This is a genomic window from Streptomyces sp. NPDC001381, from assembly GCF_042895685.1.
GTDB lineage: Bacteria > Actinomycetota > Actinomycetes > Streptomycetales > Streptomycetaceae > Streptomyces.
Map to the genome: position 1 here is coordinate 1,193,775 of NZ_JBIAWO010000001.1, position 22,463 is coordinate 1,216,237.

The window sequence follows — 22,463 nt, forward strand, 5'->3', positions numbered from 1 at the left end:
AGGGGGCGTGACGATGCGTGCGCGACGTGTGCGGGACGGTCTGAAGGGCTGGGGCGGCGTCGGGGCGATGGCGGTCGTCTGCGCCCTCGCGCTGGCCTTCGTGCTGCTGCTGCCGCTGACCCAGCGCCAGGGCGACGGCTCCACGGGCCTGGGCGGCCCGCGGGTCGCCGCGGGCACCCAGGCGGCCGACGACGACTGCACCGACCCGGAGAAGCAGACGCTGTCGCCGTCGGGCGCGGACGGTCCGACGATCGCCGCGATCAAGGCCCGGCAGGGCGAGAAGCGCAAGCTGGTCGTCGGCGTCGACCAGAACAGCTACCGCTGGGGCTACCGCGACCCCAACAACAGCAGCGCCCAGCTGGAGGGCTTCGACATCGACCTGGTCCACCGGATCGCCCAGGACATCCTCGGCGACCCGGAGGCGGTCCAGTTCAAGGCCATCCCGACCAACCAGCGCATCCCGGCCCTCCAGGAGGGCCGGGTCGACATGGTCGTGCGCACGATGACCATCACGTGCAGCCGTCTGAAGGAAGTCGCCTTCTCCGCGCCCTACTTCAAGACCGGCCAGCAGGTCCTCGCCCCCAAGTCGTCGCCGGTCGAGGGCTACGACGACACCCTGGCGGACAAGAAGATCTGCACGGCGGCCAGTTCCACGGCCAACGGGCAGCTGACCAAGGACCGCGACGCGGGCGTCATCCCCAGGAGCGTCGACCTCGGCACCGTCGTCCCCAACCAACTGGACTGCCTGGTACGGCTGCAGCTCGGCGAGGTCGACGCGGTGGTCACGGACGGCGCGCTCGCGGCGAGCCAGGCGGCCCAGGATCCGACCCTGGCGCTCAAGGGCGCCCCGTTCACGACCGAGTACTACGGCGTGGCGATGAACGTGAAGGCGGACGACCTGGTACGCCGGGTCAATCAGATTCTGGTGGACTACCGCGCGAGCGGCTGGCAGACGTCGTACGACCGCTGGCTGTCGGCCACACTGGGGAGGGACGCGGCGACGTCGAAGCCGCCGTCGCCGCCGCAGTACCTGCGCAAGAGCTGACGGGCCACCGGGGCGGGCAGCGAACGGACGAACGACACAGCAGCGGAGAGGTGATCGATGGGCGTCACGGGACCGCCCGGGCCGGTGATGGACCGGGACGAGGTCGACCGTGCGCTGGCGCGGCTCGGCGCGGAGCACGAGGCGATCGAGACCTCGCTCCTCGCCCTGCAGGACCACGCGGGCCGCCGGCTCCTCGAAGGCGCCCGGCTGACCGGGGTGACCAAGGAGCGCTGGGCGGCCGCGGAGGCGTCGATCACCCTGCTGTGGACCTACTTCGACGCGTACACGGACGCGTTGCGCTCCGCGCGGGAGATCCGCTCGCGCCGCCGCTGGTCCAGCCGCGAGGACCTGGTGGAGCTGACGGAGCTGCTGCGCGGCGAGTCCGTCACGGTCGCCGGCTCGGCCGCCGCCACGGCGAACGCGCCCACGCTGCACGGCACGGGCAAGCTCAGCCAGAGCTTCTCGCTCGCCACCCTCGTCGACCGGATGAACGAGCTGTACGCCGCGTCGCTGGACATGGTCGTCGCCGCCGACGCGGTGTGGTCGGCGCTGCCCGCGCGGATCGATTTACTGGCCGCCGAGCTCCAGCGCACCCGCCGGCTCGCGCACTCCGTGGGCGTGCGCCCGGGCGAGCACCCGGCGGGCGACGACCTGGAGCGCATCACGGACACGCTGACCCGGCTGCGCGAGGAGGTGGTGTCCGACCCGCTGGCGTACTGGGTGCCCGCGCAGGGCAGTTCGGCGCCCGGCGGCGGCCGCCCGGACACCACGGTGTACGACCGCGAGGCCCGCGCGCTGGAGGACGTACGGCGGGAGATCGACGCCGTGCTGACGGTCCGTCAGGACGCCGAGCAGCGGCTGGTGAAGCTGCGGGACGTCCTCAGCCGCGCCGACCGCACGCTCGCCGAGGCGCGCACCGCGCGCGGTGAGGTGCTCGCCAAGATCGCCGCGACGGAGGTGCCGGTGGTCAGCGGCCCGCCGACCGTGCTCCAGGAACAGCTGGCGACGGCCGCCGAGTACCGCAGACACGGGCAGTGGCACCGGCTGTCCCCGCTCCTGGAGTCCCTGGAGCAGAAGGCGGAGGACGAACTGCTGCGCGCCCGCGAGTCGTTGACCGCGGTCACCGCGCCGCTGGCGGTCCGCGCGGAGCTGCGCGGCCGGCTCGACGCGTACAAGGCGAAGGTGGCCCGGCACGGCCTCGCCGAGGACCCGTTCCTCATCGAGCGCTACGACGCGGCGCGCCGCATGCTGTGGAGCGCGCCCTGCGATCTGCGCGTCGCCGAACAGGCGGTGCTGCGCTACCAGCAGGCGGCCGCCGAACTGCTGTCCGCCCCGCGCGTGCCGGACCAGGGCGGGCCCGAGGACCACAGGGGGGAGCGGTAGCCATGAGTCAGGCAGGGCAGACATGTCAGCGGCCGGGCTGCGAGGGGTCGTACGAGGACGTGGGCGGCGGCGAGCTGTACTGCGACACGTGCGGGCTCGCCCCGGTCGTCTCCGCCGGGGGTCCCTCCTCCGGGGACGGCCTGGTCGGCTCGTCCCCGACCGGGGTGACCCGCGGCAGCTCCAGCGCCCCCGCCGGCTCGTCGCGTACGTCGTCGCAGTCGTCGAAGTCGCGCCGCTCGGTCTCGGGACGGCTCTCGCGCTCCCTGTCGGGCAGGTCGACGGGCCGTTCGGTGTCGGTGCGCAGCTCCGGCTCGTCGGCCGGTTCCTCCGGGCGGGCGCGGCTGGGCGTGGGCCTGGTCTCCGTGCCGCAGGTGCCGCGCCCCGACCCGCGCGCGATGGTGCTGGAGAACCCCGAGGTGCCCGAGCGCAAGCGGTTCTGCTCGCGCTCCGACTGCGGCGCGCCGGTGGGCCGCGCGCGCGGGGACCGGCCCGGGCGCACCGAGGGCTTCTGCACCAAGTGCGGCCACCCGTACTCCTTCGTCCCGAAGCTGAAGTCCGGCGACGTCGTGCACGGCCAGTACGAGGTCGCGGGCTGTCTGGCGCACGGCGGTCTGGGCTGGATCTACCTGGCGGTGGACCGCGCGGTCTCGGACCGCTGGGTGGTGCTGAAGGGCCTCCTGGACACCGGCGACCAGGACGCCATGGCCGCGGCCATCTCGGAGCGGCGCTTCCTCGCCGAGATCGAGCACGCCAACATCGTGCGGATCTACAACTTCGTCGAGCACCTCGACCAGCGGACCGGCTCGCTCGACGGCTACATCGTCATGGAGTACGTGGGCGGCAAGTCCCTCAAGGAGATCGCCAACGCCCGCCGTACCTCCGACGGCAAGCGGGACCCGCTGCCGGTGGAGCAGGCCTGCGCCTACGGCATCGAGGCGCTCGAGGCCCTCGGCCACCTGCACAGCCGCAACCTGCTGTACTGCGACTTCAAGGTCGACAACGCGATCCAGACCGAGGACCAGCTCAAGCTGATCGACATGGGCGCGGTGCGCAGGATGGACGACGAGGAGTCGGCCATCTACGGCACGGTCGGCTACCAGGCGCCGGAGGTCGCGGACGCCGGCCCCTCGGTGGCGTCCGACCTGTACACGGTCGGCCGCACCCTGGCGGTCCTGACCTTCGACTTCCAGGGCTACACGACCGTCTTCGCCGACTCGCTCCCCGACCCGGACACCATCGACGTCTTCCGCCGGTACGAGTCCTTCTACCGGCTGCTGGTCCGGGCCACCGACCCCGACCCGGCCCGCCGGTTCGGCTCCGCGCAGGAGATGGCCGAGCAGCTCACGGGCGTGCTGCGGGAGGTCGTCTCGCTGCAGAGCGGCCGGGCCCGGCCCGCCCTGTCGACGCTGTTCGGACCCGAGGTGAAGGTCACCGACACCGAGCTGTTCCCGAAGCTGGACGGGGAGGTGTCACGGCTGGGCGCACGGGTCGTCAGGACCCGTCGGGGGAACGGCAGTTCCGCACCGGCCGCGGCGGTGTCCGGCACCCCCACCGCCCCGGCCGCCACCGCCCCCGCTCTGGTGAGGACCGTCCCCGCGTCCCCCGCCGGCCTCGCGCTGCCCGTCCCGCACGTCGACCCCACCGACCCCAACGCGGGCTTCCTCGCGGGCCTGATGACCTCCGCGCCGTCCGAGCTGATCACGGCCCTCGCGGCCGCGCCGGCGCCGTCCGTGGAGACCCGGCTGCGGCAGGTCCGCGCCTGGCTGGAGAACGGCGACCACCAGGCCGCCCTGCAGTCCCTGGAGAAGCTGGAGGACGAACGGCCCGACGACTGGCGGGTCGTCTGGTACAGAGGCGTGGCCTCCCTGGTCACCGGCGACCACGAGGGCGCCGCGCTCGCCTTCGACGCGATCTACGACGCCTTCCCGGGCGAGCCCGCGCCCAAGCTGGCGCTCGGCCTGTGCGCCGAGGTGCTGGGCCAGTTGGACAACGCGGCGGAGTACTACCGCCTCGTCTGGTCGACCGATCCGAGCTATGTGAGCGCCGCGTTCGGCCTCGCGCGCGTGCAGCTCGCGGCCGGGGACCGCCGCAGTGCCGTACGGACGCTGGAATCGGTGCCGGAGTCGTCCATCCACTACACGGCCGCGCGCGTGGCGGCGGTGCGGGCCCGGCTCCGCCGGCGGACCGCGGCCGCCGCCGACGTACCCTTCCAGGAGGACCTCACCGCGGCGGCGGCGCAGGTCGAGGCACTGGACGCGTACGGGCTCGACCCCACGCGGCGGGAGCAGTTGTCCGCGGAAGTCCTCGGCTGCGCGCTGGACTGGATACTCTCCGGTGGCCAGGGTGCCGGCCCGGACGCCCGGCGGGCGCTGCTCGGCAGCCAACTCGACGAACGGGGGCTCCGGTTCGGCCTGGAGCGCTCGTACCGCACGCTGGCCCGGCTGGCGACCGGCGGTGAGGAGAGGATCGACCTGGTGGAACGTGCCAATCGTTACCGCCCCCGGACGTGGGTGTAGTTGATGTCCCAGATGCCCCGGCAGGCCGCCCTGCCGACGTGTCCGAGCTGCGCGGAGCCGCTCGACGCGGGTGACCGTTTCTGCGGCGCGTGCGGATACGACCTGTCGGTCGTACCGCCCCGCCCGCAGGACCACCCGACCCTCACGATGAACGGCGCTGCCGTGCCGGCTCCCCCGGAGGCGCTCGCCGGCTGGGCCACGCCCCCGGCCCGGCCCGCCGCCGGCGCCCCGGCCCCGCCGGAGGCCGCCGGTCCCGCCGGCTCCGTGCCCTCCCCCGGTTCTCCCGTCTCCCCCGCCTCCGGGGTGCGGTTCGACCGGCCCGCCGAGCCCGAGGAGTATCCGTTGCAGGCACCGGATCCGCGGGTCGCCGCCGAGGCCGTCACGGTGAGCGGGCCGGCCAAGGTCTGTGTGGCCTGCCGGGCCGGACGGGTCGACGACGACGGGTACTGCGAGAACTGCGGCCACGCCCAGCCGCGCGAACGCGACCACATGGAGCTGGAGTCGGGCCCGGTGGCCGCGGTCAGCGACCGCGGCCTGCGCCACCACCGCAACGAGGACGCCTTCGGCCTCGGCCACGCCACGCTGCCCGACGGCTCCCCCGCGCTCGTCGCGATCGTCTGCGACGGCGTCTCCTCGGCGACCCGCCCCGACGACGCCTCCATGGCCGCCTCGCGGGCGGCGAGCGAGTCGCTGCTGGCTGCCCTCCCCCAGGGCGCCCACCCGCAGCAGGCGATGCACGAGGCGATCGTCGCCGCCTCGCACGCGGTCAACGCGCTGGCCGACGAGCCCGCCACGGCCCGCGAGCACGCCCCGCACCAGAACTCCCCGGCCTGCACCCTCGTCGGCGCGGTGGTCACCTCGGGTCTGCTGGTCGTCGGCTGGGTCGGCGACAGCCGCGTCTACTGGGTGCCGGCCGACCGCGGCGCGCCCCCGGCCCGGCTCACCGAGGACGACTCCTGGGCCGCCCAGATGGTGGCCGCCGGCCTGATGAGCGAGGCGGAGGCCTACGCCGACGAACGCGCCCACGCGATCACCGGCTGGCTCGGCGCGGACGCCTACGAACTGGAGCCGCACACCGCTTCCTTCAAGCCCGACCGTCCGGGTGTGGTGGTGGTGTGCACCGACGGCCTGTGGAACTACGCCGAGGCGGCCGAGGAGATGGCCGAGATCGTCCCCCTCGACGCCGCCGTACGGCCCCTGCACTGCGCCCAGGTCCTCGTCGGTCACGCCCTGGACGGCGGGGGCCACGACAACGTAACAGTGGCCGTCGTACCGTTCCCCGCACCCCCGCAGGGGGCAGGAAACGCCTGAGGGCGCACACGGGGAGACCATGGGTCACACGCCCGCGGGCCGGAGGGGACCGGTCCGTACCCAGCGAGGGGGATTCGATCAGGCATGGCCAATTTCTCGAAGTCGAACGTGCCGCAGTTCTCGGTGGACGTCTACCAGAACGAGTACCTGCCGGAGGGCGGCCGCGAGGTCAACGCGATCGTCACGGTGACCGCGACCGGCGGCGGCACCGTCGGCGGCGCGGTCGCCGCTCCGCACCTGTACGCGCCCGGCCAGAGCCCGTCCGCGGCCGTGGCGATCATGGTGGACTGCTCCGGCTCGATGGACTACCCGCCGGCCAAGATGCGCAACGCCCGTGACGCCACGGCCGCCGCCGTCGACACCCTGCGCGACGGCGTGCACTTCGCGGTGGTCGGCGGCACGCACGTGGCCAAGGAGGTCTACCCGGGCGGCGGACGCCTCGCGGTCGCCGACCCCACCACCCGGGAGCAGGCCAAGCAGGCCCTGCGCCGGCTGAGCGCGGGCGGCGGCACCGCGATCGGCACCTGGCTGCGGCTGGCCGACCGGCTGCTGTCCTCCGCCGAGGTCGCCATCCGGCACGGCATCCTGCTCACCGACGGCCGCAACGAGCACGAGTCGCCGACCGACCTCAAGGCCGCCCTCGACGACTGCGCGGGCCGTTTCACCTGTGACGCCCGCGGTGTGGGCACCGACTGGGAAGTGAAAGAAGTCACAGGGATCGCCTCGGCCCTGCTCGGCACCGCCGACATCGTCGCCGACCCGTCCGGTCTCGCCGCCGACTTCACGCAGATGATGGAGACGGCGATGGGCAAGGAGGTCGCGGACGTCGCGCTGCGGCTGTGGACGCCGGTGGGCACCACCATCAAGTTCGTCAAGCAGGTCGCGCCGACCGTCGTGGAGCTGACCGACCGCCGCACCGAGGCCGGTCCGCGCGCGGGCGACTACCCCACCGGTTCCTGGGGCGACGAGTCCCGCGACTACCACGTGTGCGTCGAGGTCCCGGCCGCGCACGTGGGCCAGGAGATGCTGGCCGCACGGGTCTCCCTGGTCGTTCCGCAGCCGGACGGTACGGTCCACAACCTCGGCGCACAGGGTCTCGTACGGGCCGTGTGGACCGACGACATGGCCGCCTCGACGTCGATCAACCCGCAGGTCGCGCACTACACGGGACAGGCCGAACTGGCACAGGTCATCCAACAGGGCCTGGACCTGCGCAAAGCGGGAGACATGGACGGAGCCACGGCCAAACTGGGCCGTGCCGTACAGCTCGCGAGCGTCTCGGGAAATGCCGATACTGCGAAACTGCTTGCGAAGGTGGTGGACGTGGTCGATGCCCCGACAGGTACTGTGCGACTGAAGGCGAAGGTCGCCGAGGCGGACGAGATGACCCTCGAGACCCGGTCCACAAAGACTGTTCGTGTAAAGAAGTGACGTAACCACTAGGTCACCGAAGGAGAGGGGGACGCGCCGACATGCCGACCTGCCCGAACGGACACCAGTCGGGTTCCGACGACTGGTGCGAGGTCTGCGGTCACCGCATGGCCGGTGCCGTACCCCCGCCCCCGCCGCCTCCGCCCACGGCCGGCGGCTACGGCTTCCCGCCCCCGCAGGCGACCCAGCCCGGCCCGGGCGGAGGTCAGCCCGCGGGCCAGCCGGGTGGCCGGCCCGGTGGCCGGTCGCACCTGTCCGGCGCGCCTGGCCACGAGCCGGAACTCTGCCCGCAGTGCCGTACGCCCCGCGAGGGCGGCGCGCCCTTCTGCGAGGAGTGCCGGTGGAACTTCCTGACCAACACCGCGACCTCGTACACCCCGGCCGCCCCGCGCCCGCCGGCCCCCGGCCCGGGCGGTCCCGGCGGCGCGGGCGGTCCGGGCGGTCCCGGGGCGCGCTTCCCGGCACCGCCCCCGTCGTTCGGCGGCGGTGACTCCTTCGAGTACCAGGGCTCCCGCCCGTCGCAGGTGAACCGTCCCGCCGAACCGATCCCGCCGGGCCCGCCCTTCGGCAGCGAGCCGCAGGGTCCCTCGGGGCCGGGGGGTGCGGGCGGCGGTCCCGGCGCGTTCGGGCGCGAGCCCGGCGGTCAGGGCGGCGGCCCCGGTGGCCCGGGCGGCCCGGGTGCTTTCGGGCGTGAGCCCGGCGGTCAGGGCGGCGGTCCGGGCGCGTTCGGACGCGAGCCCGGCGGTCAGGGCGGCGGCCCCGGTGGCCCGGGCGGCCCGGGTGCTTTCGGGCGTGAGCCCGGCGGTCAGGGCGGCGGTCCCGGCGCGTTCGGACGCGAGCCCGGCGGTCAGGGCGGCCCGGGCGGTCCCGGTGGCCCCGGCGCCTACGGGCGTGAGCCTTCCGGTCCTCCGAACCCTCCCGGTCCTCCCGGTGGTGCCTTCGGGCGGGAGCCCTCCGGCCCCGGTGGCGGTCGCCGGCCCTCCGCCGACCCCTTCGGGCGCGAGCCTTCGGGTCCGTCCGCGGACCCCTTCCGACGTGAGCCCACCGGCCCCGGTGGCCCCCCCGGGGGTCCGGGCGGTCCCTCCGGCTTCGGTGCCGACCCCTCCCGTCCCGTCCCGCCGCCGCCCGGCCCGGGTGGCCCCGGCGGTCCTGGTGGTCCCGGGATACCGCAGGCCTTCCAGCCCCCCGGTCCGTCCGCTCCGTCCGGCTACCCGCAGGAGACGGGGCGGCCGCAGCCCGGCGCCGGGCCGTTCGGCGGTGGCGACGACGACTGGGTGATCTCCCCGCCCTCGCACCACGGTCAGGGCCAGGGCCCCGGTGGCCCCGGCTCCGCCCCCCAGGGCGGCGGCTACGGCTACCCGCAGCCCGGCTCCACCCAGGCGCCGCCCCCGCCCGGCCCGGCGTTCCCGCAGCAGCCGGCCACCTGGACGGCGACGATCGGACCGGACCGCGCGTACTTCATGGCCATGATGCAGCGCTCGGGTCCCGAGGCCGCGGGGCTCAACCTGCCCGCGTACTCGCCCGAGCAGCAGCGCACGCTCACCGGCAACCAGGTCACCATCGGCCGCCGCCGGCACTCCACCGGCGAGACCCCCGACATAGACCTGTCGGTGCCGCCGGAGGACCCGGGCGTCTCGCACCAGCACGCGGTCCTGGTCCAGCAGCCGGACGGCACCTGGGCGGTCGTCGACCAGAACTCGACGAACGGCACGACGGTCAACGGCGGGGAGGAGCCGATCCAGCCGTTCGTCCCGGTGCCGCTGCAGGACGGCGACCGGGTCCACGTGGGCGCCTGGACGACGATCACGATCCGCCGCGGCTGACGTACCCCGGAGGTGTCCGGGGCCGGGGGTCACGGCTCGACGAGCCGCGCCCCCGTCGACCCCGGCAGGGGCCAGGCGTACGGGCCCTCCGGTTCGTCCAGCCACGCCCACGCGTGCTCCGCGCCGACCGTGACGCCGTAGCGCCGCCGGTCCGGCATGCCCTCGCGCTCCCACAGGGCGTACGCCTCCTGGGGGTCGAGGGTGCCCCGGGTGAGGTCCAGCAGGAAGCGGAACAGATCGCTCTCCCTGGCCCGGCGCGGAACGCCGCCGAGCGCGACCGGCTCGGACGCGGGCCGGCCCTGCCCGCGCAGGGGGACGAAGTAGGCGGGGGTGTGCAGGAAGTGCCCCTCGGCGTGCTCCCGGTCCCGTACCGTCAGCGCGACCAGGCCCGTGGCCAGCGGGGTGAGGACGATCGCGCCCGGCCGGCACTGGGCGATCCAGGCGCGCGGCACCGACGCCAGCCGGCAGGTCGCGATGATCCGGTCGAAGGGCGCCCGCTCCGGCACCCCGCGCGCCCCGTCCCCGGTGACGACCACCGGGTGGTAACCGGCGGCGGTCAGGTGCCGGCGCGCGGACTCGGTGATCTCCGGGTCCAGGTCCACGGTCGTGACGTGGTCGTCGCCGAGCCGGTACGACAGCAGCGCCGCGTTGTAGCCGGTCCCGGCCCCGATCTCCAGCACCCGGTCGCCGTCCTCGACCCGCAGCTCGGCCAGCATCAGCGCCATCAGCGAGGGCTGGCTGCTGGAGGAGAGCAGTTCGCCGTCGCGCAGCCGGGTGGCCAGCGGGGTGTCCTCGTAGGCTCCGCGCACCCACCGCTCGCGGGTGCGGGGGTCGGGACTCTCGCCCCAGCGCCGCTCGTATCCGCCGACGCCGCTGACGTAGTAGTACGGCACGAAGAGGTGGCGCGGGACCGTCGCGAAGGCCTGCTGCCAGCGCGGGTCGGCGGCGAAGGCGCCGCTCGCCGCGACCGCGCGCACCATCGCGGCCCGCGCCGTGGCGGAGAGGTCCTCCAGGTCGTGGTCGAGGGCGTGCGCGCTCATGCCTCCACTGTGCGGCCGAACCCGCGCCGCGGCGAACCTGGTGGTCCCGGGGCCGGCGTCCTCGTGGTCCTAAGCCCGGAGTCCTCGGTCTCCCCGTCTGAGACCATGGGGAGGTGAAAGAGATTCGGCGCGGCACGCTTCAGGAGCAGACCTTCTACGAGCAGGTCGGTGGGGAGGAGACCTTCCGCCGGCTGGTCCACCGTTTCTACGAGGGAGTCGCCGAGGACCCGGTCCTGCGGCCCATGTATCCCGAGGAGGACCTGGGCCCGGCCGAGGAGCGCCTCGCGCTGTTCCTCATGCAGTACTGGGGCGGCCCGACGACCTACAGCGACCATCGCGGCCACCCGCGGCTGCGCATGCGGCACGCGCCCTTCGTGGTCGACCGGGCCGCGCACGACGCCTGGCTGAAGCACATGCGGGACGCGGTGGACGGGCTCGGGCTCTCCGAGGAGCACGAGGAGACCCTGTGGAACTACCTGACGTACGCGGCGGCGTCGATGGTGAACGCCCCGGAGTGACTCCGGGGCGTCCTTGGGGGTGACCGCGTCGGGGGCCGCTGTCGGCGGACTCTCAGGGGGTGCTGTCGGCCGACGCCCTGGGGGTGCGTTGGCGTCCGTCGGCGCGGGACACTCAGGGATGCCGGGGGCGGACGCTGAGGGACGGCGTCCCGAGTCCCGCCCCCGCCCGGCGTACGGCGATCGACCCGTACGGCGTGCGCAGCCGCAGCCACGCACCCGACGAGAGCAGCGCGAGATCCGCCCCGGCCCCCGCGGCCCGCAGGAAGCCCAGCGACTGGGCCGCGTGCACGGCCCGTACGGGAAGCCCGGTGTCCGCGACCGTCCGGGACCAGATCTCCCGCCCGATCCGGTCGAGCTCGGCCCGCTGACGGCTCTCGGCCGGCAACGCATCGCTGCGGCGCCGGAACTCACCGACGGCCGCGGCGACCGTCGCGCGCAGCGCGTCCGGCTCCGGCAGTCCCTCCTGCGGACGCCAGCCGCCGCGCGGCGGCAGCACACCGGCCCACGGCGGCCCGGTCACCGCCCCGGGCACGGCGGCCGTCGCCCCGGCCTCGTCCACGCTCTCCAGCAGCTCGCCGGCGGACACGGTGACGTCCAGGGTGGCCTCGAGTCCGTCCTCGTACGGCTTGGCCAGCCGCACGGCGCGGATCGCGAGCACCTCGAAGGAGGGCGGCCGGCCGAAGACGGCGAGCGCGGTGCCGGCCGCCTGCAGCCGGACCGCGGCTCCACGGTCGTAGTGGAGCAGCCGGGAGAGGAAGGCCGCGAGGTCCGCCGCCTCCCCCTCGTCGGCGAGGTGGAGCACCGTCATGCGGCGACGGCCTCCTCGGCGTCGTCCCGGTACTCCTCCAGGAACTCACGCTCCTCGGCGGTGAGCCGCCGCGGGCGCTGCGCCTCGAAGTCGAACGGCACGATGACCGTCGACGCGGTGACGTAGACGTGGTCGCCGTCCTTCACCTCGTAGGTGATGGTGAAGGACGCCGCCCTTATCTGCGTGACCCACAGCTCGATGTCCACGGGCGAGTGCCGGTGGACGAGCTGGCGCTTGTAGTCGATCTCGTGGCGCGCCACCACGGACCCCTGCTTGAAGTCCTTCTCCGGGCGGAACAGGAAGTCGATACGGGCTTCCTCCAGGTAGCGGAGGAACACCACGTTGTTGACGTGGCCGTAGGCGTCCATGTCCGCCCAGCGCAGCGGGCAGCGGTAGATGTGCCGCAAGATCGATCAGCCCCGGGTCAGCTTCTTGTAGGTGGCACGGTGCGGACGCGCCGCGTCCGGGCCAAGACGCTCGATCTTGTTCTTCTCGTAGGACTCGAAGTTGCCCTCGAACCAGAACCACTTGGAGTCACCCTCGTAGGCGAGGATGTGCGTGGCGACCCGGTCCAGGAACCACCGGTCGTGGGAGACGACCACGGCGCACCCGGGGAACTCCAGCAGCGCGTTCTCCAGGCTGGAGAGCGTCTCCACGTCCAGGTCGTTGGTCGGCTCGTCGAGGAGCAGCAGGTTGCCGCCCTGCTTGAGGGTGAGCGCGAGGTTCAGGCGGTTGCGCTCACCGCCGGAGAGCACACCGGCCGGCTTCTGCTGGTCGGGACCCTTGAAGCCGAAGGCCGAGACGTACGCCCGGCTCGGCATCTCGACCTGACCGACGTTGATGTAGTCGAGCTCGTCGGAGACGACCGCCCAGAGGGTCTTCTTCGGGTCGATGTTCTCGCGGCTCTGGTCGACGTACGAGATCTTGACGGTGTCGCCGACCTTGATGTCGCCGGAGTCCGGGGTCTCCAGACCCTGGATCATCTTGAACAGGGTCGTCTTGCCGGCGCCGTTCGGCCCGATGACCCCGACGATGCCGTTGCGCGGCAGGGTGAAGCTGAGATCGTCGATGAGGACCTTCTCACCGAAGGCCTTGTTGAGCTTGCTGACCTCGACGACGACGTTGCCGAGCCGCGGGCCCGGGGGAATCTGGATCTCCTCGAAGTCCAGCTTCCGCATCTTCTCGGCCTCGGCGGCCATCTCCTCGTAGCGGGCGAGGCGGGCCTTGGACTTGGCCTGACGCCCCTTGGCGTTGGACCGCACCCACTCGAGCTCTTCCTTGAGCCGCTTCTGCCGCTTGGCGTCCTTCTGGCCCTCGACCTTGAGCCGGGTGGCCTTGGTCTCCAGGTACGTGGAGTAGTTGCCCTCGTACGGGTAGGCGCGCCCGCGGTCGAGCTCGAGGATCCACTCGGCGACGTTGTCGAGGAAGTACCGGTCGTGGGTGATGGCCACGACGGTGCCCGCGTACTTGGCGAGGTGCTGCTCCAGCCAGTTCACCGACTCGGCGTCGAGGTGGTTGGTGGGCTCGTCGAGGAGCAGCAGGTCGGGGGCCTCCAGCAGCAGCTTGCAGAGCGCGACGCGGCGCTTCTCACCACCGGAGAGGTTGACCACGGGCCAGTCGCCGGGCGGGCACCCGAGCGCGTCCATGGCCTGCTCGAGCTGCGCGTCCAGGTCCCACGCGTTGGCGTGGTCGAGGTCCTCCTGCAGCTTGCCCATCTCGTCGAGCAGCGCGTCGCTGTAATCGGTGGCCATCAGCTCGGCGATCTCGTTGAACCGGTCGAGCTTGCCCTTGATCTCGGCGACACCCTCCTGGACGTTCTCCAGGACGGTCTTCTCCTCGTTGAGCGTGGGCTCCTGCATGAGGATGCCGACGCTGTAGCCGGGCGAGAGGAACGCGTCGCCGTTCGACGGCTGCTCGATCCCCGCCATGATCTTGAGAACGGTCGACTTACCGGCACCGTTCGGGCCGACCACACCGATCTTCGCGCCGGGCAGGAAGTTCAGCGAGACGTCGTCAAGGATCACCTTGTCGCCGTGTGCCTTGCGCGTCTTGCGCATGGTGTAGATGTACTCAGCCAAGAGAAACCGTCCGGCAGCTTGAAATCTGGCAGTGGGCAGATACACCCCATCTTGCCGGACTGCTACCCCTGGGGGGAAACCCGTTCGGTCGAGGGGCTGTGACCTGGGGTTTCCCTGTTGACAGGTGCGGGACGCCTGTCGTCGCCGGTCGCTGTCGAGTGGCCTCGGGGGACCTCGGACGGCCCAGGGACGGCCCAGGGGTGATCATCGCGATCCGGCCGGTGGGTCTACGACGGACCCCCTGGTGCCCGCGCCTGAACCTCAGCCGACGACAGCCAGCCACGACGGCGGGCGCGCCGCCCGACCACGCACGCGTATGCCTCGCTGCACCCCCACCGGCCTCAGCCACGCTGCCATGCCGTCGACCAGAGCAAGCCGCGCCGACCGAACCGTGAACTGCGCCCTCAGCTTGGGAAGCTTAGGGCGTCTAGGGCTTGCTCCGGGCCTGACCTGCGGCGGAGGGACCCAGACGCGTGGTGGACGGTCGACGGGTTCCCCGCTGTTCCCTGCGGTTCCCCGCAGGATCTGGCACGCGTCTGGCGCCGCCTTCCGCAGAATCTCGCGTTCCTCCTCCAGCTCACGAACCTTCTTGCGCAGGGCCGCGTTCTCTGCCTCCAGCAGCGTGGGCGACTCGGCGGACGCCTGCCCCCGGCGCCCCCGCGGCCGGCTCACCCCGGCCGCCCGGACCCAGTTGCGCAACGTCTCCGGGTTGATCCCCAGATCAGCGGCGACCGACCTGATCGTCGCCTCCGGCCGCGACTCGTACAACGCGACCGCGTCCGCCTTGAACTGCGGCGGATAGTGCTTCATGACCACGGGACATCAGTTCTCCTGGACTCAAGAGCCAGTCTCTCGGGTGTCCAAGACCCGGGGTCAAGGCCCTACCTCTTGCGGCGCTTGCTTGCCCTCTTCTTCACTCAGCCTGGCCGCGCTTCGTCTAGTCACCTCGGTAGAGGTAACAGCGCTACGTGTCCTTCGTCGCCTTGTCGCGTCAGATACCTCGGGCTGTTGGTCAACCGCCCTTCCCCTGCTTCCACTCACCCCACACCCTCACTCTCCCCCTCCGATGCCTCAGGCGCTTGAGGAGCCCAGTCGGCTAGTTGGTGCGGGTGGTCGACTCCGCCTGCGCCAACACCTTGGGGAAAGTCCGCAGCTCGCTGACCCTCACGTCGGAGACGTTGTCCTGGCGACGATCGGCGAACTTCGGCATGCCGAACTTCGCCTAACTGCGCCTAACTCCGCCGACTGTGCTTTACTAGGTGTCGAACGGCGAGGGAGGTGTTGAGCGGCATGGCTGATGAGCAGCTACCTGACTGGAGGGAACCCAAGAGGGGGACGATGGTGCGAGCAGCCCTGTGGCTTGTCACCCAGGTCGGCGAAGGAAACGTTTTCACCCGGGAGGACCTTCGCGCGGCGTTTCCAGAAGTGACCCAGATCGATCGCAGGGTGCGCGATCTGAGGGATCAAGGTTGGGTGCTCCACACCAACCGGGAGGATCCGGCGATCTCGTCTGGAGAAACGCGCTTTGTACGGGCTGGGACGCCTGTTTGGGTTCCGGGTGCCCGGCGGGTCGCTCCTCGAGCAAGGACGTACTACCCGGAGCCATCGCGTCCAACCCGACACGTAGATCCCGAGACGGTCTGGGAGCTGCTGGAGGGGCTAACCGACAGCGAGCGATCGCTGATCCTGGCGTGGATGGCTATTGGGCACAGGCCGAGCTCACCCGCTGAACGGGCATGGCGCGCCCTGCGTAGCCTGCCTGACAAGGACCGCAACGAACTGGCCGCCAAGCTGGGCGCACTAGTCGTTTCCAAGATCACTGATGAGGCTGAGCCGTCTGGAAGTGATGGCTTGGCCTGAGATAGATACTTCCGCCGGACCCCGTGTCACCTACCACAGATCCTCGGGGCCCCGGCGGATGGTCCACCCCATCGATCAAGGAGGAGAACCCTGTCCATTATGCGTTTTAGGACTGCCGAAGGCGAGCGACCTCCCCCACTGGAAGTGCTTGCAGCCGCAGCTGCCGTGGGTTACTCGGCTGGCTACGCAGCCGGTGCCGGCAACCAGGCCCAGCAACTGACGGGTTATCTCGTTGTCACCGCGCTTGCCTGGACCTGGGAGAAGTGGACGAATCGTTGACCCCAACGTTCGCCACCTGACGAACCAGCAAGCTCTACCTGGCCCTGCCCGTGCTTGCGGGCAGGGCCTCAACATTTCCTGTTGTCGATCGCCCTAGGGGCCCCAGTTGCCAGTGACCGACCCCGTTCATGTCAGAGGCATCAGACCGCACGTCGGCAGCATTCGAACCTGCGATACCCGCTTTAGGAGTTCGATCACGCCTCGGCACTGCCGGGGAGCTACCCGGCGACACTGGCCATGCCGGACCGTCTATGCGTGCTGGTGTCCGGCGCCGTTGATGTCACTCGTGGATGTCAGAACAATGCAACCCCGCGCGCTCGCTGGCACGATGGTCCCGTGGTCGACCTGGAGCGCATCAAAGCAGAGAGCGTGGCCTACTTCCGAGCACTCGATGAGAACGCCACTTTGCGGCACCACTTCCGCCACGCTGACGAGGAGGGCGGCTTGTGGTACATCGAGGCCGTACCCGACCGCGGCGAGCTGATCGTCATCAAGCAAGCCGAGCTCACTTCGGCCGACCAACTCCACCGGTACAGCTGGGAGCACTTGGAGGATGAGCGCGGCGGCTTGACAGACCAAGCGATCGATCCTGAAGAGGATCCGCTGGAGGCCATTCCCGCCGAAGAGTTCCAGCGGATATGGGCTCGGTGAGGCACCAGGTTAGGCGAGAGAGGCAGAGGCATTCCGCCCCGCCATGGGTTCAAATTTCATGGTATGGCCTATTGGTTACCGGGCAGTTTGAAACGGGGTGGCCGCCATTCAATCTCTCCATGCTGAGATGAATAGTAAAGGCAGGTCAGCATCAGTTGTGCATTATTCGCCAGATGGCCGAACGGTGGCGTCTCGCTTTTGGCCTCGTAGAACCTGAAGTCAGCGCGCTGGCCGTCGGGGTCAAATAGGGGGAATTCCATTCCGAGGAGTTTGCAGATATACAGAAACTCCTCACTTTCCTCATTTTCGCCCGATAGGTACCTGTAGAGGTGCGCGCAAATGTCCAGCATCGCATACCCCTTCTCGGTCACCTGGATGAGCCCATGCTCATTTTCCTCGCGCGAGACCATCCCGGTGAGCTGTAGCCTCAGGACTTCTTCCTTCAGCGCCGGAATTCCCATCCGGTAACGCTTTGAGGCTTTCGTGTAGTTGTCAAGAAAGCCGTCTCTGCTGATCTGTGTGAGTATCCATACCGGGTACCCCAGGCGCCCAGAGATGGCGAAGTTCCTGACGTCTTGTGATGTAATACCTCCCAGTGCGACCCGCAGCAGAAGGTCTTGATACATGTCGTGACGGAGGCCATGGCGTACAACTTCACGAGCGCGTTCGTCATCAGCATCAAAGTCGGCCGGGATCCAAAAAATCCTCAGTTTGGAGAGACTCGCCCGCAAGGGAGAATTTCTATAGTCACGAATGATCTCATCCATGCGGCCGCGTGTGGCCACAGAGTCTCTCGCGACATATACGGCAGCAGATGCTTCATCATCTGTCAGTAAAGTTCTAAGGTCTTTGTCGATTCCGTCTCGGTCATGCTTCCAGAGCGTCTGTCCCGAAACTGCACGCGTCCAGTCTCTCGTGATATCGCACGAGAAGTCGAATCGCTTGCGCCCGGATTCTTTGCAGGCGAAGAGCTTTGCGTTTGACGACTCCTCCATGATGTTGAGCGCTGTCTCGGACAGAAAAGTATGCTCGACGGATTCGGCCATTCTCTCTCCCTGAAGGCCTCGCGTTAAACAGTGGCCGTGAAGGCATCAGCCAGCTCTGACGCTGGGGCGGTAGCTGATTTTGGGCGGTTGCAGTAACGAGCAGGTCCGCGGATCCAGCTACACGCTGTGGGAATCGAGCCGTATCACTCGTCTGGCTCGTCGTCGTCCTCAGACCACTCAACGTCGATATCTGTGTATTGAGCCGACGTCTCAGCCCACCTGTAGTCCCATGTCATACGACTGCGTACGGTTGTCACGCTACCGTCAAGGAGCTCCTTCTTTGCTGCCTCTATGGCGGCGCTTACTGCAGCCTCGTAAGCCGCCTTGATTCTCGCAGCATGGATCTTACGGTCGCCCATCTCGAACTCGAGAGTCACAGTCAGAACTTTGGGCGTGCTCATGATTCTTGCCTCCCGTAGGTGTGGCACCTGCCTATGCTCGGAACCCGACGATGCCGGCATCGTCTGCCCTGGCGGAATGGAGAGCGGCCAGGGAGTATCCGCGCGTGAAGACGACGTAGCGGTAATCGAAGACTGCGGCTGCAAGGCCCATTAGGAGGGCTCAAGCGGCGACAGTTTCTCTCCGTGGAGTGCCTGGCTTGGGATAGTCAGTTGTCCCATGGCGACGGGGAGGAGCAATTGGAGATTGGGAATACCGCCCCCGCCTTCGATACGGCTGATCAGACGTCGATCAAGCGTGTAGAAGATCCCGCACTCTTCGTCAACTGCTGTCGCCAGGTGCACCGCGTCTTGTGAGTCGAGATGAAACTTCCTCGCCATCTCTCGTGCGTCTTCGGCTATGTCTTGGTGGACCTCAACCCAGGAAATTGGGGAGGACTTGAACCATGGGTCAATGATGGCAGACGCTGCGGCTTGAGTCTTTCCTGCGGCAAGCTGGCTCTTTCGCTTGTCGTGGAGTTTGGCTTCCCCTTTTCCGAACACTTCGACGTAGACCATGGTTGATGCCGTCACGTCGAGATTGCCGTTCTCGAACTGAGCTAACACTTGAAGGCAGCGGTCATAGTCCTGCTCATCGTGGTCGATCCCGACGCCTGTGCGTCCCTTGATGACTTCAATGTAAACGCAGGAGTCTATATAGCAACGTTGCGCGACTCCCCCCCTACGTCGGCTCACTCTTGCCCCTCGCCCCCCTCAACCGCTTCATTTGACGACCGGCGCTGCATCCTGACGAACTCTACGGAGCTCAAGCCGTCAGTCCAGTCCGGTGCAATTCCTGCAATGCTATGCAATGTTGGCTGTGCTGATGCCTCTTCGATCACTCGAAGGCGATCCACTCGCATATGGATTGGTTGCCCCATTGAGTTTCTTTTAAGGTCCCCCCGAGCGCTCACGACAGCCCCTACGTTAGATTTGACCTGTTCCAGTAGGTCTGCATCGTCGCGGTTCCCCAAGTGGCACCGTAGTCCGATTCCGCGATTCTCGTCGAAGAGTGAAAACTCTGGTGACCGCGCACGAAGATTGATTTTATCCAGGCGGCCACGAAACGAGCTCCGAGTGCGCGAGACTTCCTTGATTGCCTCGCGAGCATGCGCGGCCACCAGGGCGTTAATTGGAGTCACCCGGGCCAGCTTGTCGCCGACCTCGCTGAGTTCAATGCCAGTAACTCCGCGCTTCCCCGCCAATTGGTGCAGCTTGATTACCTTACGGACGGCAAATTCGTTGGCTCCGAGCGGAATTGCTGGCCTCTCGTGGAGCTCACGGACTGCTTCCAACGCCCGTGGCAACGCCAACTCTCCCTCTGAGTGGGCTGCGGCAATCGCCACGCAGGCGCTTCCCTCAGCTAGCCCAGTGACAACCCAGTCTCGGTGGAGGTCGGAACGTCCAGCGCTTGGGTCTAACTCGTTGAGCAGCGAGACTGTGCTCGACAGCACGTCTCGTAGCGCCAGAACTGAGATCGCCCCAAGATCACCAGTCAGCCGTACCTGCATGCGCATCACAGTTCCCCCCTCTCGGCTGCGATTTCATCAGGATGCCCTATCTTGCTGTCTACCCGGTAGGTGTGGAAGCGATTCAACTACACGAGGGTGTCAGAGTAGGGCGGCGGAGCGGCTTTGGGCTGGAGCTGCTTTGGCGCGAGTGATCATGGCCCCGTAAGCTTCCGGCGCGTCGGGCAGTCTGTGGACCTGCCCGGTAAAGCACGACGTTGGGGCCATGATCTTCGAGGCTCGCGCCAAAGTGGCTGCGTAAAGCCGTGGAGCCGACCGCCCCAGCCACGACGTACTCCTTCTCTGGCATCAGGCGGCTGCATGCCATCAGCGCGGCACGGGTGCCGGCCGGGCTGGAGCGGGGCGTAGACAGGAGCGCAGGCCCGGCCGGGGGCCGGGCCGCGCGCGGTGAGCGGAGCGAGCCGCCTTGAACCCGTAAAGAAGGTTGTAACGCAGTCGATCATCACTTGGAATGTGTGGGCTTGAAGTCGTATGCGCACAGGGGGAGTTCGCCGCCCTGGCGGTGTGCGAGCGACAGGAAGAGCACCGGTCGCACGGTCCATGTGATGCGTGTGCTGGCGTGGATGACGGACACAGTCCACGGCTCGCGTCGTAAGAGCGCTCGGCGGGTATCGATGCGGTGGTCGTAGAGCCGTTCCCACGCTTCCGCGCAGGCCGCTGTGTCGAGGGCTGGTGAGATGGTGCGCAGGATCGTCGCTACCCAGTTGTTGGCCTCCACGGCGTCAAACGCGTCGTAGGAACCGAAGAGTGCCGGCGCCTGCTGCCTGTCCAGGTCCTGTGTCCAGCACTCGCACCAGAATCCGGGGCTGGTCGTCGTCCTCAGCACGGGTGCCCTCCTCGTCGTGCGTCCGTGAAGAGCTCCGCGGTGACCGTGTGGCCGGCCTCGCTGTCGTGGACAACGACCCGGTGGGCGATCGAGCTGACCATGCCGAGTCCGCGGCCGCCTTCGGCGTCCTGGTCCTGGTGCTCGATTTTCGGAGCCGTGCCTGTGCCTCCGCCGTCCGTCACCGAGACCGCAATCACCTGGGCAGACACCGCGACGGCCAGGTGAAAGCTGCCCTGGTCTCGGCCGCTCGCCGTGTGGAGGATCGCGTTCGCGCTCAGCTCGCTCACGATCAGTTCGGCGTCTTCGGCAAAAGGGGAGCCGCGCAGGATGTCACGGGTCCAGCGGCGGGCCCGGCTGACCTCTTCCGGGAAACCTGGGCAAGACAGTCCCCAGACTCGCGTCATACTCGTATACTCGTGCATACAAGTTCCTTCATGCTGGTAGGCCGCCATGTGTAGCGGGTTCGGGCTAGACGAGTTTCACGCCGTCGTGGGCGCGGATGACCGGCGGCGACGCCGCGTCCAATGCGTCGGTGACGCGGATCGCGTACGCCTCGTCGGCGAGTTCGGAGACTTCTTCACGGGTGGCCCAGCGCAGTGCGCGGGTCTCGTCGCCGGTGGTGGGCACGCCGTCGGCGGCCTCGCATCGAAAGACCAGCGAGACGATCAGGCCCGTCATGTTCTTGTAGACGCCGGTGAGGGTCGCGGGAAGCGCGATCTTGATGCCGGTCTCTTCGAGGACTTCGCGTTGGAGGGCTTCGGGGATGGTCTCCTCGCGTTCGAGGACACCGCCCGGGGGCTCCCACTTGCCGTTGTCCCGGCGCTGGATCAGGAGGGCCCGGCCCTGGGAGTCGACGACGACCCCGGCCACGCTCACGGAGTGCGGGCGTTCTGTGCTCACGTTCCTCGGCCCTCTCGGATGGCTAGGCTCTCCACCGTAGCAACAACACTCGCCCACTCGTCTAGATACCTAAAGGAGTACACACGTGAGCCCTTCACTTCCTTCGGGCCTGCTCGGTGATCTCGACCCCACGAGCGATCGTGCGGTCTTCCGGCAGATCGCCGACCAGCTGCGCGAAGCCATCGACCGGGGGCGGTTCCGGGAGGGCGAGAAGCTGCCTTCGGAGGCTGAGCTGGTGGACCACTACGGGGTGTCCCGGATGACGGTCCGCAACTCCTTCTCCGTCCTCCAGGGCGAGGGCCTGGTGCACGCCGAGCACGGCAAGGGCGTCTTTGTCCGGCCGCGTCCGCCGGTGCGGCGTCTCGCCTCGGACCGGTTCGCCCGGCGCCACCGCGAGCAGGGGAAGTCCGCGTTCATCGTGGAGGCGGATGCCGCCGGCAGTCACCCCCAGGTCGACAGTCTTGAGGTGAAGGAAGAAAGGGCCAGTCAGGACGTCTCCACCCGGCTCGGCTCCGTGCGGCGGGTGCTCGCCCGGCGGCGCAGGTACCTCCTTGATGGGCGGCCGGTCGAGTTCGCGACCTCCTACCTGCCGCTCGACATCGCCCGCGGTACGCAGATCGCCGAACCCAACCCCGGCCCCGGCGGCATCTACGCTCGCCTCGAAGAGCTGGGCCACCGTCTCGACCACTTCGAGGAGGAGATCCGTGCCCGGATGCCCTCGCCCGCCGAGGTCAAGACGCTCCACCTGGCGGCCGGCGTGCCCGTCATCCACCTGATCCGCACCGCCTTCGACACCGAGGGACGGCCCGTGGAGGTCTGCGACACGGTCATGGCGGCGGACGCGTACGTCCTGTCGTACCAGCTCCCGGCCACGTGAGCGGGTGACCGGTGGTGGTGCGCGGGGACACTTCCTCGAACTCGTACACCCCAACACGCTTACTCGTATAGACGAGTGGGCAAGTTGTGTGGCAGGGTGATGGTC

At 69.3% G+C, this 22,463-nt stretch carries 21 protein-coding genes; 10 read left to right on the top strand and 11 right to left on the bottom strand.

Going from position 1 to position 22,463, the window contains the following annotated elements; genetic code table 11:
- Positions 1-13: 13 nt before the first annotated feature.
- The 6 genes from ACFY2L_RS05265 to ACFY2L_RS05290 all read left to right on the top strand — a co-directional run bounded on the left by ACFY2L_RS05265 (position 14) and on the right by ACFY2L_RS05290 (position 9,509).
- On the top strand, positions 14-1,045 hold the full coding sequence (locus tag ACFY2L_RS05265) for a glutamate ABC transporter substrate-binding protein (RefSeq protein ID WP_390659960.1): 1,032 nt from the start codon (positions 14-16) through the stop codon (positions 1,043-1,045).
- Between the two features lie 57 nt (positions 1,046-1,102).
- A complete protein-coding gene (locus ACFY2L_RS05270) occupies positions 1,103-2,428 on the top strand; it encodes a hypothetical protein (protein WP_390821519.1) in 1,326 nt (441 codons plus the stop codon).
- A 2-nt stretch (positions 2,429-2,430) separates the two neighbouring features.
- Positions 2,431-4,944 (top strand): tetratricopeptide repeat protein, encoded by a 2,514-nt coding sequence (locus ACFY2L_RS05275; RefSeq protein WP_390821520.1) that lies wholly within the window; start codon positions 2,431-2,433, stop codon positions 4,942-4,944.
- Positions 4,945-6,255 carry a PP2C family serine/threonine-protein phosphatase gene (locus ACFY2L_RS05280; RefSeq protein WP_390659963.1) on the top strand — a complete coding sequence of 437 codons (1,311 nt, stop codon included), beginning with the start codon at positions 4,945-4,947 and terminating at the stop codon, positions 6,253-6,255.
- An 84-nt stretch (positions 6,256-6,339) separates the two neighbouring features.
- Positions 6,340-7,686, top strand: coding sequence for a VWA domain-containing protein (locus ACFY2L_RS05285; RefSeq protein ID WP_390821521.1), 1,347 nt, complete (start codon positions 6,340-6,342; stop codon positions 7,684-7,686).
- 41 nt (positions 7,687-7,727) lie between these two features.
- A complete protein-coding gene (locus tag ACFY2L_RS05290; RefSeq protein WP_390821522.1) occupies positions 7,728-9,509 on the top strand; it encodes an FHA domain-containing protein in 1,782 nt (593 codons plus the stop codon).
- A 29-nt stretch (positions 9,510-9,538) separates the two neighbouring features.
- Here ACFY2L_RS05290 and ACFY2L_RS05295 read toward each other — a convergent pair whose 3' ends face one another.
- Positions 9,539-10,549 carry a methyltransferase domain-containing protein gene (locus tag ACFY2L_RS05295; protein WP_390821523.1) on the bottom strand — a complete coding sequence of 337 codons (1,011 nt, stop codon included), beginning with the start codon at positions 10,547-10,549 and terminating at the stop codon, positions 9,539-9,541.
- Positions 10,550-10,662: 113 nt separating this feature from the next.
- Between ACFY2L_RS05295 and ACFY2L_RS05300 the strand changes: the two genes are divergently transcribed.
- Positions 10,663-11,067 carry a globin gene (locus ACFY2L_RS05300; protein ID WP_390659967.1) on the top strand — a complete coding sequence of 135 codons (405 nt, stop codon included), beginning with the start codon at positions 10,663-10,665 and terminating at the stop codon, positions 11,065-11,067.
- Positions 11,068-11,179: 112 nt separating this feature from the next.
- Here the strand turns inward: ACFY2L_RS05300 and ACFY2L_RS05305 are convergent, their stop codons facing one another.
- From ACFY2L_RS05305 to ACFY2L_RS05320, 4 genes are all read right to left on the bottom strand, one after another.
- Positions 11,180-11,875 carry a hypothetical protein gene (locus ACFY2L_RS05305; RefSeq protein WP_390821524.1) on the bottom strand — a complete coding sequence of 232 codons (696 nt, stop codon included), beginning with the start codon at positions 11,873-11,875 and terminating at the stop codon, positions 11,180-11,182.
- Positions 11,872-12,282 (bottom strand): acyl-CoA thioesterase, encoded by a 411-nt coding sequence (locus ACFY2L_RS05310; RefSeq protein WP_390659969.1) that lies wholly within the window; start codon positions 12,280-12,282, stop codon positions 11,872-11,874. The genes ACFY2L_RS05305 and ACFY2L_RS05310 overlap by 4 nt, the downstream gene beginning before the upstream one ends.
- Positions 12,283-12,288: 6 nt before the next feature.
- Positions 12,289-13,953, bottom strand: a complete 1,665-nt coding sequence (gene ettA / locus ACFY2L_RS05315; RefSeq protein ID WP_390659970.1) for an energy-dependent translational throttle protein EttA — start codon at positions 13,951-13,953, stop codon at positions 12,289-12,291.
- A 261-nt stretch (positions 13,954-14,214) separates the two neighbouring features.
- On the bottom strand, positions 14,215-14,763 hold the full coding sequence (locus tag ACFY2L_RS05320; protein ID WP_390821703.1) for a transposase: 549 nt from the start codon (positions 14,761-14,763) through the stop codon (positions 14,215-14,217).
- A gap of 480 nt (positions 14,764-15,243) precedes the next feature.
- Here ACFY2L_RS05320 and ACFY2L_RS05325 point away from each other — a divergent pair, with 480 nt between their 5' ends.
- Both ACFY2L_RS05325 and ACFY2L_RS05330 read left to right on the top strand, forming a co-directional pair.
- Positions 15,244-15,813, top strand: coding sequence for a hypothetical protein (locus tag ACFY2L_RS05325; protein WP_390821525.1), 570 nt, complete (start codon positions 15,244-15,246; stop codon positions 15,811-15,813).
- A gap of 615 nt (positions 15,814-16,428) precedes the next feature.
- Positions 16,429-16,743, top strand: coding sequence for a hypothetical protein (locus tag ACFY2L_RS05330; RefSeq protein ID WP_390821526.1), 315 nt, complete (start codon positions 16,429-16,431; stop codon positions 16,741-16,743).
- A 68-nt stretch (positions 16,744-16,811) separates the two neighbouring features.
- On the opposite strand, the gene ACFY2L_RS05335 is transcribed toward ACFY2L_RS05330, so the two are convergent.
- From ACFY2L_RS05335 to ACFY2L_RS05360, 6 genes are all read right to left on the bottom strand, one after another.
- Entirely contained in the window at positions 16,812-17,789 is a 978-nt protein-coding gene (locus tag ACFY2L_RS05335; RefSeq protein WP_390821527.1) for a hypothetical protein, read from the bottom strand.
- A gap of 143 nt (positions 17,790-17,932) precedes the next feature.
- Complete coding sequence (locus ACFY2L_RS05340) at positions 17,933-18,190, bottom strand: hypothetical protein (protein WP_390821528.1); 258 nt, start codon at positions 18,188-18,190, stop codon at positions 17,933-17,935.
- 150 nt (positions 18,191-18,340) lie between these two features.
- Positions 18,341-18,922: a type II toxin-antitoxin system VapC family toxin gene (locus ACFY2L_RS05345; RefSeq protein WP_390821529.1), complete on the bottom strand. Its 582-nt coding sequence runs from the start codon at positions 18,920-18,922 to the stop codon at positions 18,341-18,343.
- 1,275 nt (positions 18,923-20,197) lie between these two features.
- Complete coding sequence (locus tag ACFY2L_RS05350) at positions 20,198-20,581, bottom strand: hypothetical protein (protein WP_390821530.1); 384 nt, start codon at positions 20,579-20,581, stop codon at positions 20,198-20,200.
- Complete coding sequence (locus tag ACFY2L_RS05355) at positions 20,575-21,003, bottom strand: ATP-binding protein (RefSeq protein ID WP_390821704.1); 429 nt, start codon at positions 21,001-21,003, stop codon at positions 20,575-20,577. The genes ACFY2L_RS05350 and ACFY2L_RS05355 overlap by 7 nt, the downstream gene beginning before the upstream one ends.
- Before the next feature lie 46 nt (positions 21,004-21,049).
- Entirely contained in the window at positions 21,050-21,457 is a 408-nt protein-coding gene (locus ACFY2L_RS05360; protein WP_390821705.1) for an NUDIX hydrolase, read from the bottom strand.
- 109 nt (positions 21,458-21,566) lie between these two features.
- Here ACFY2L_RS05360 and ACFY2L_RS05365 point away from each other — a divergent pair, with 109 nt between their 5' ends.
- Positions 21,567-22,358, top strand: coding sequence for a GntR family transcriptional regulator (locus ACFY2L_RS05365; RefSeq protein WP_390821531.1), 792 nt, complete (start codon positions 21,567-21,569; stop codon positions 22,356-22,358).
- Positions 22,359-22,463: the final 105 nt, after the last annotated feature.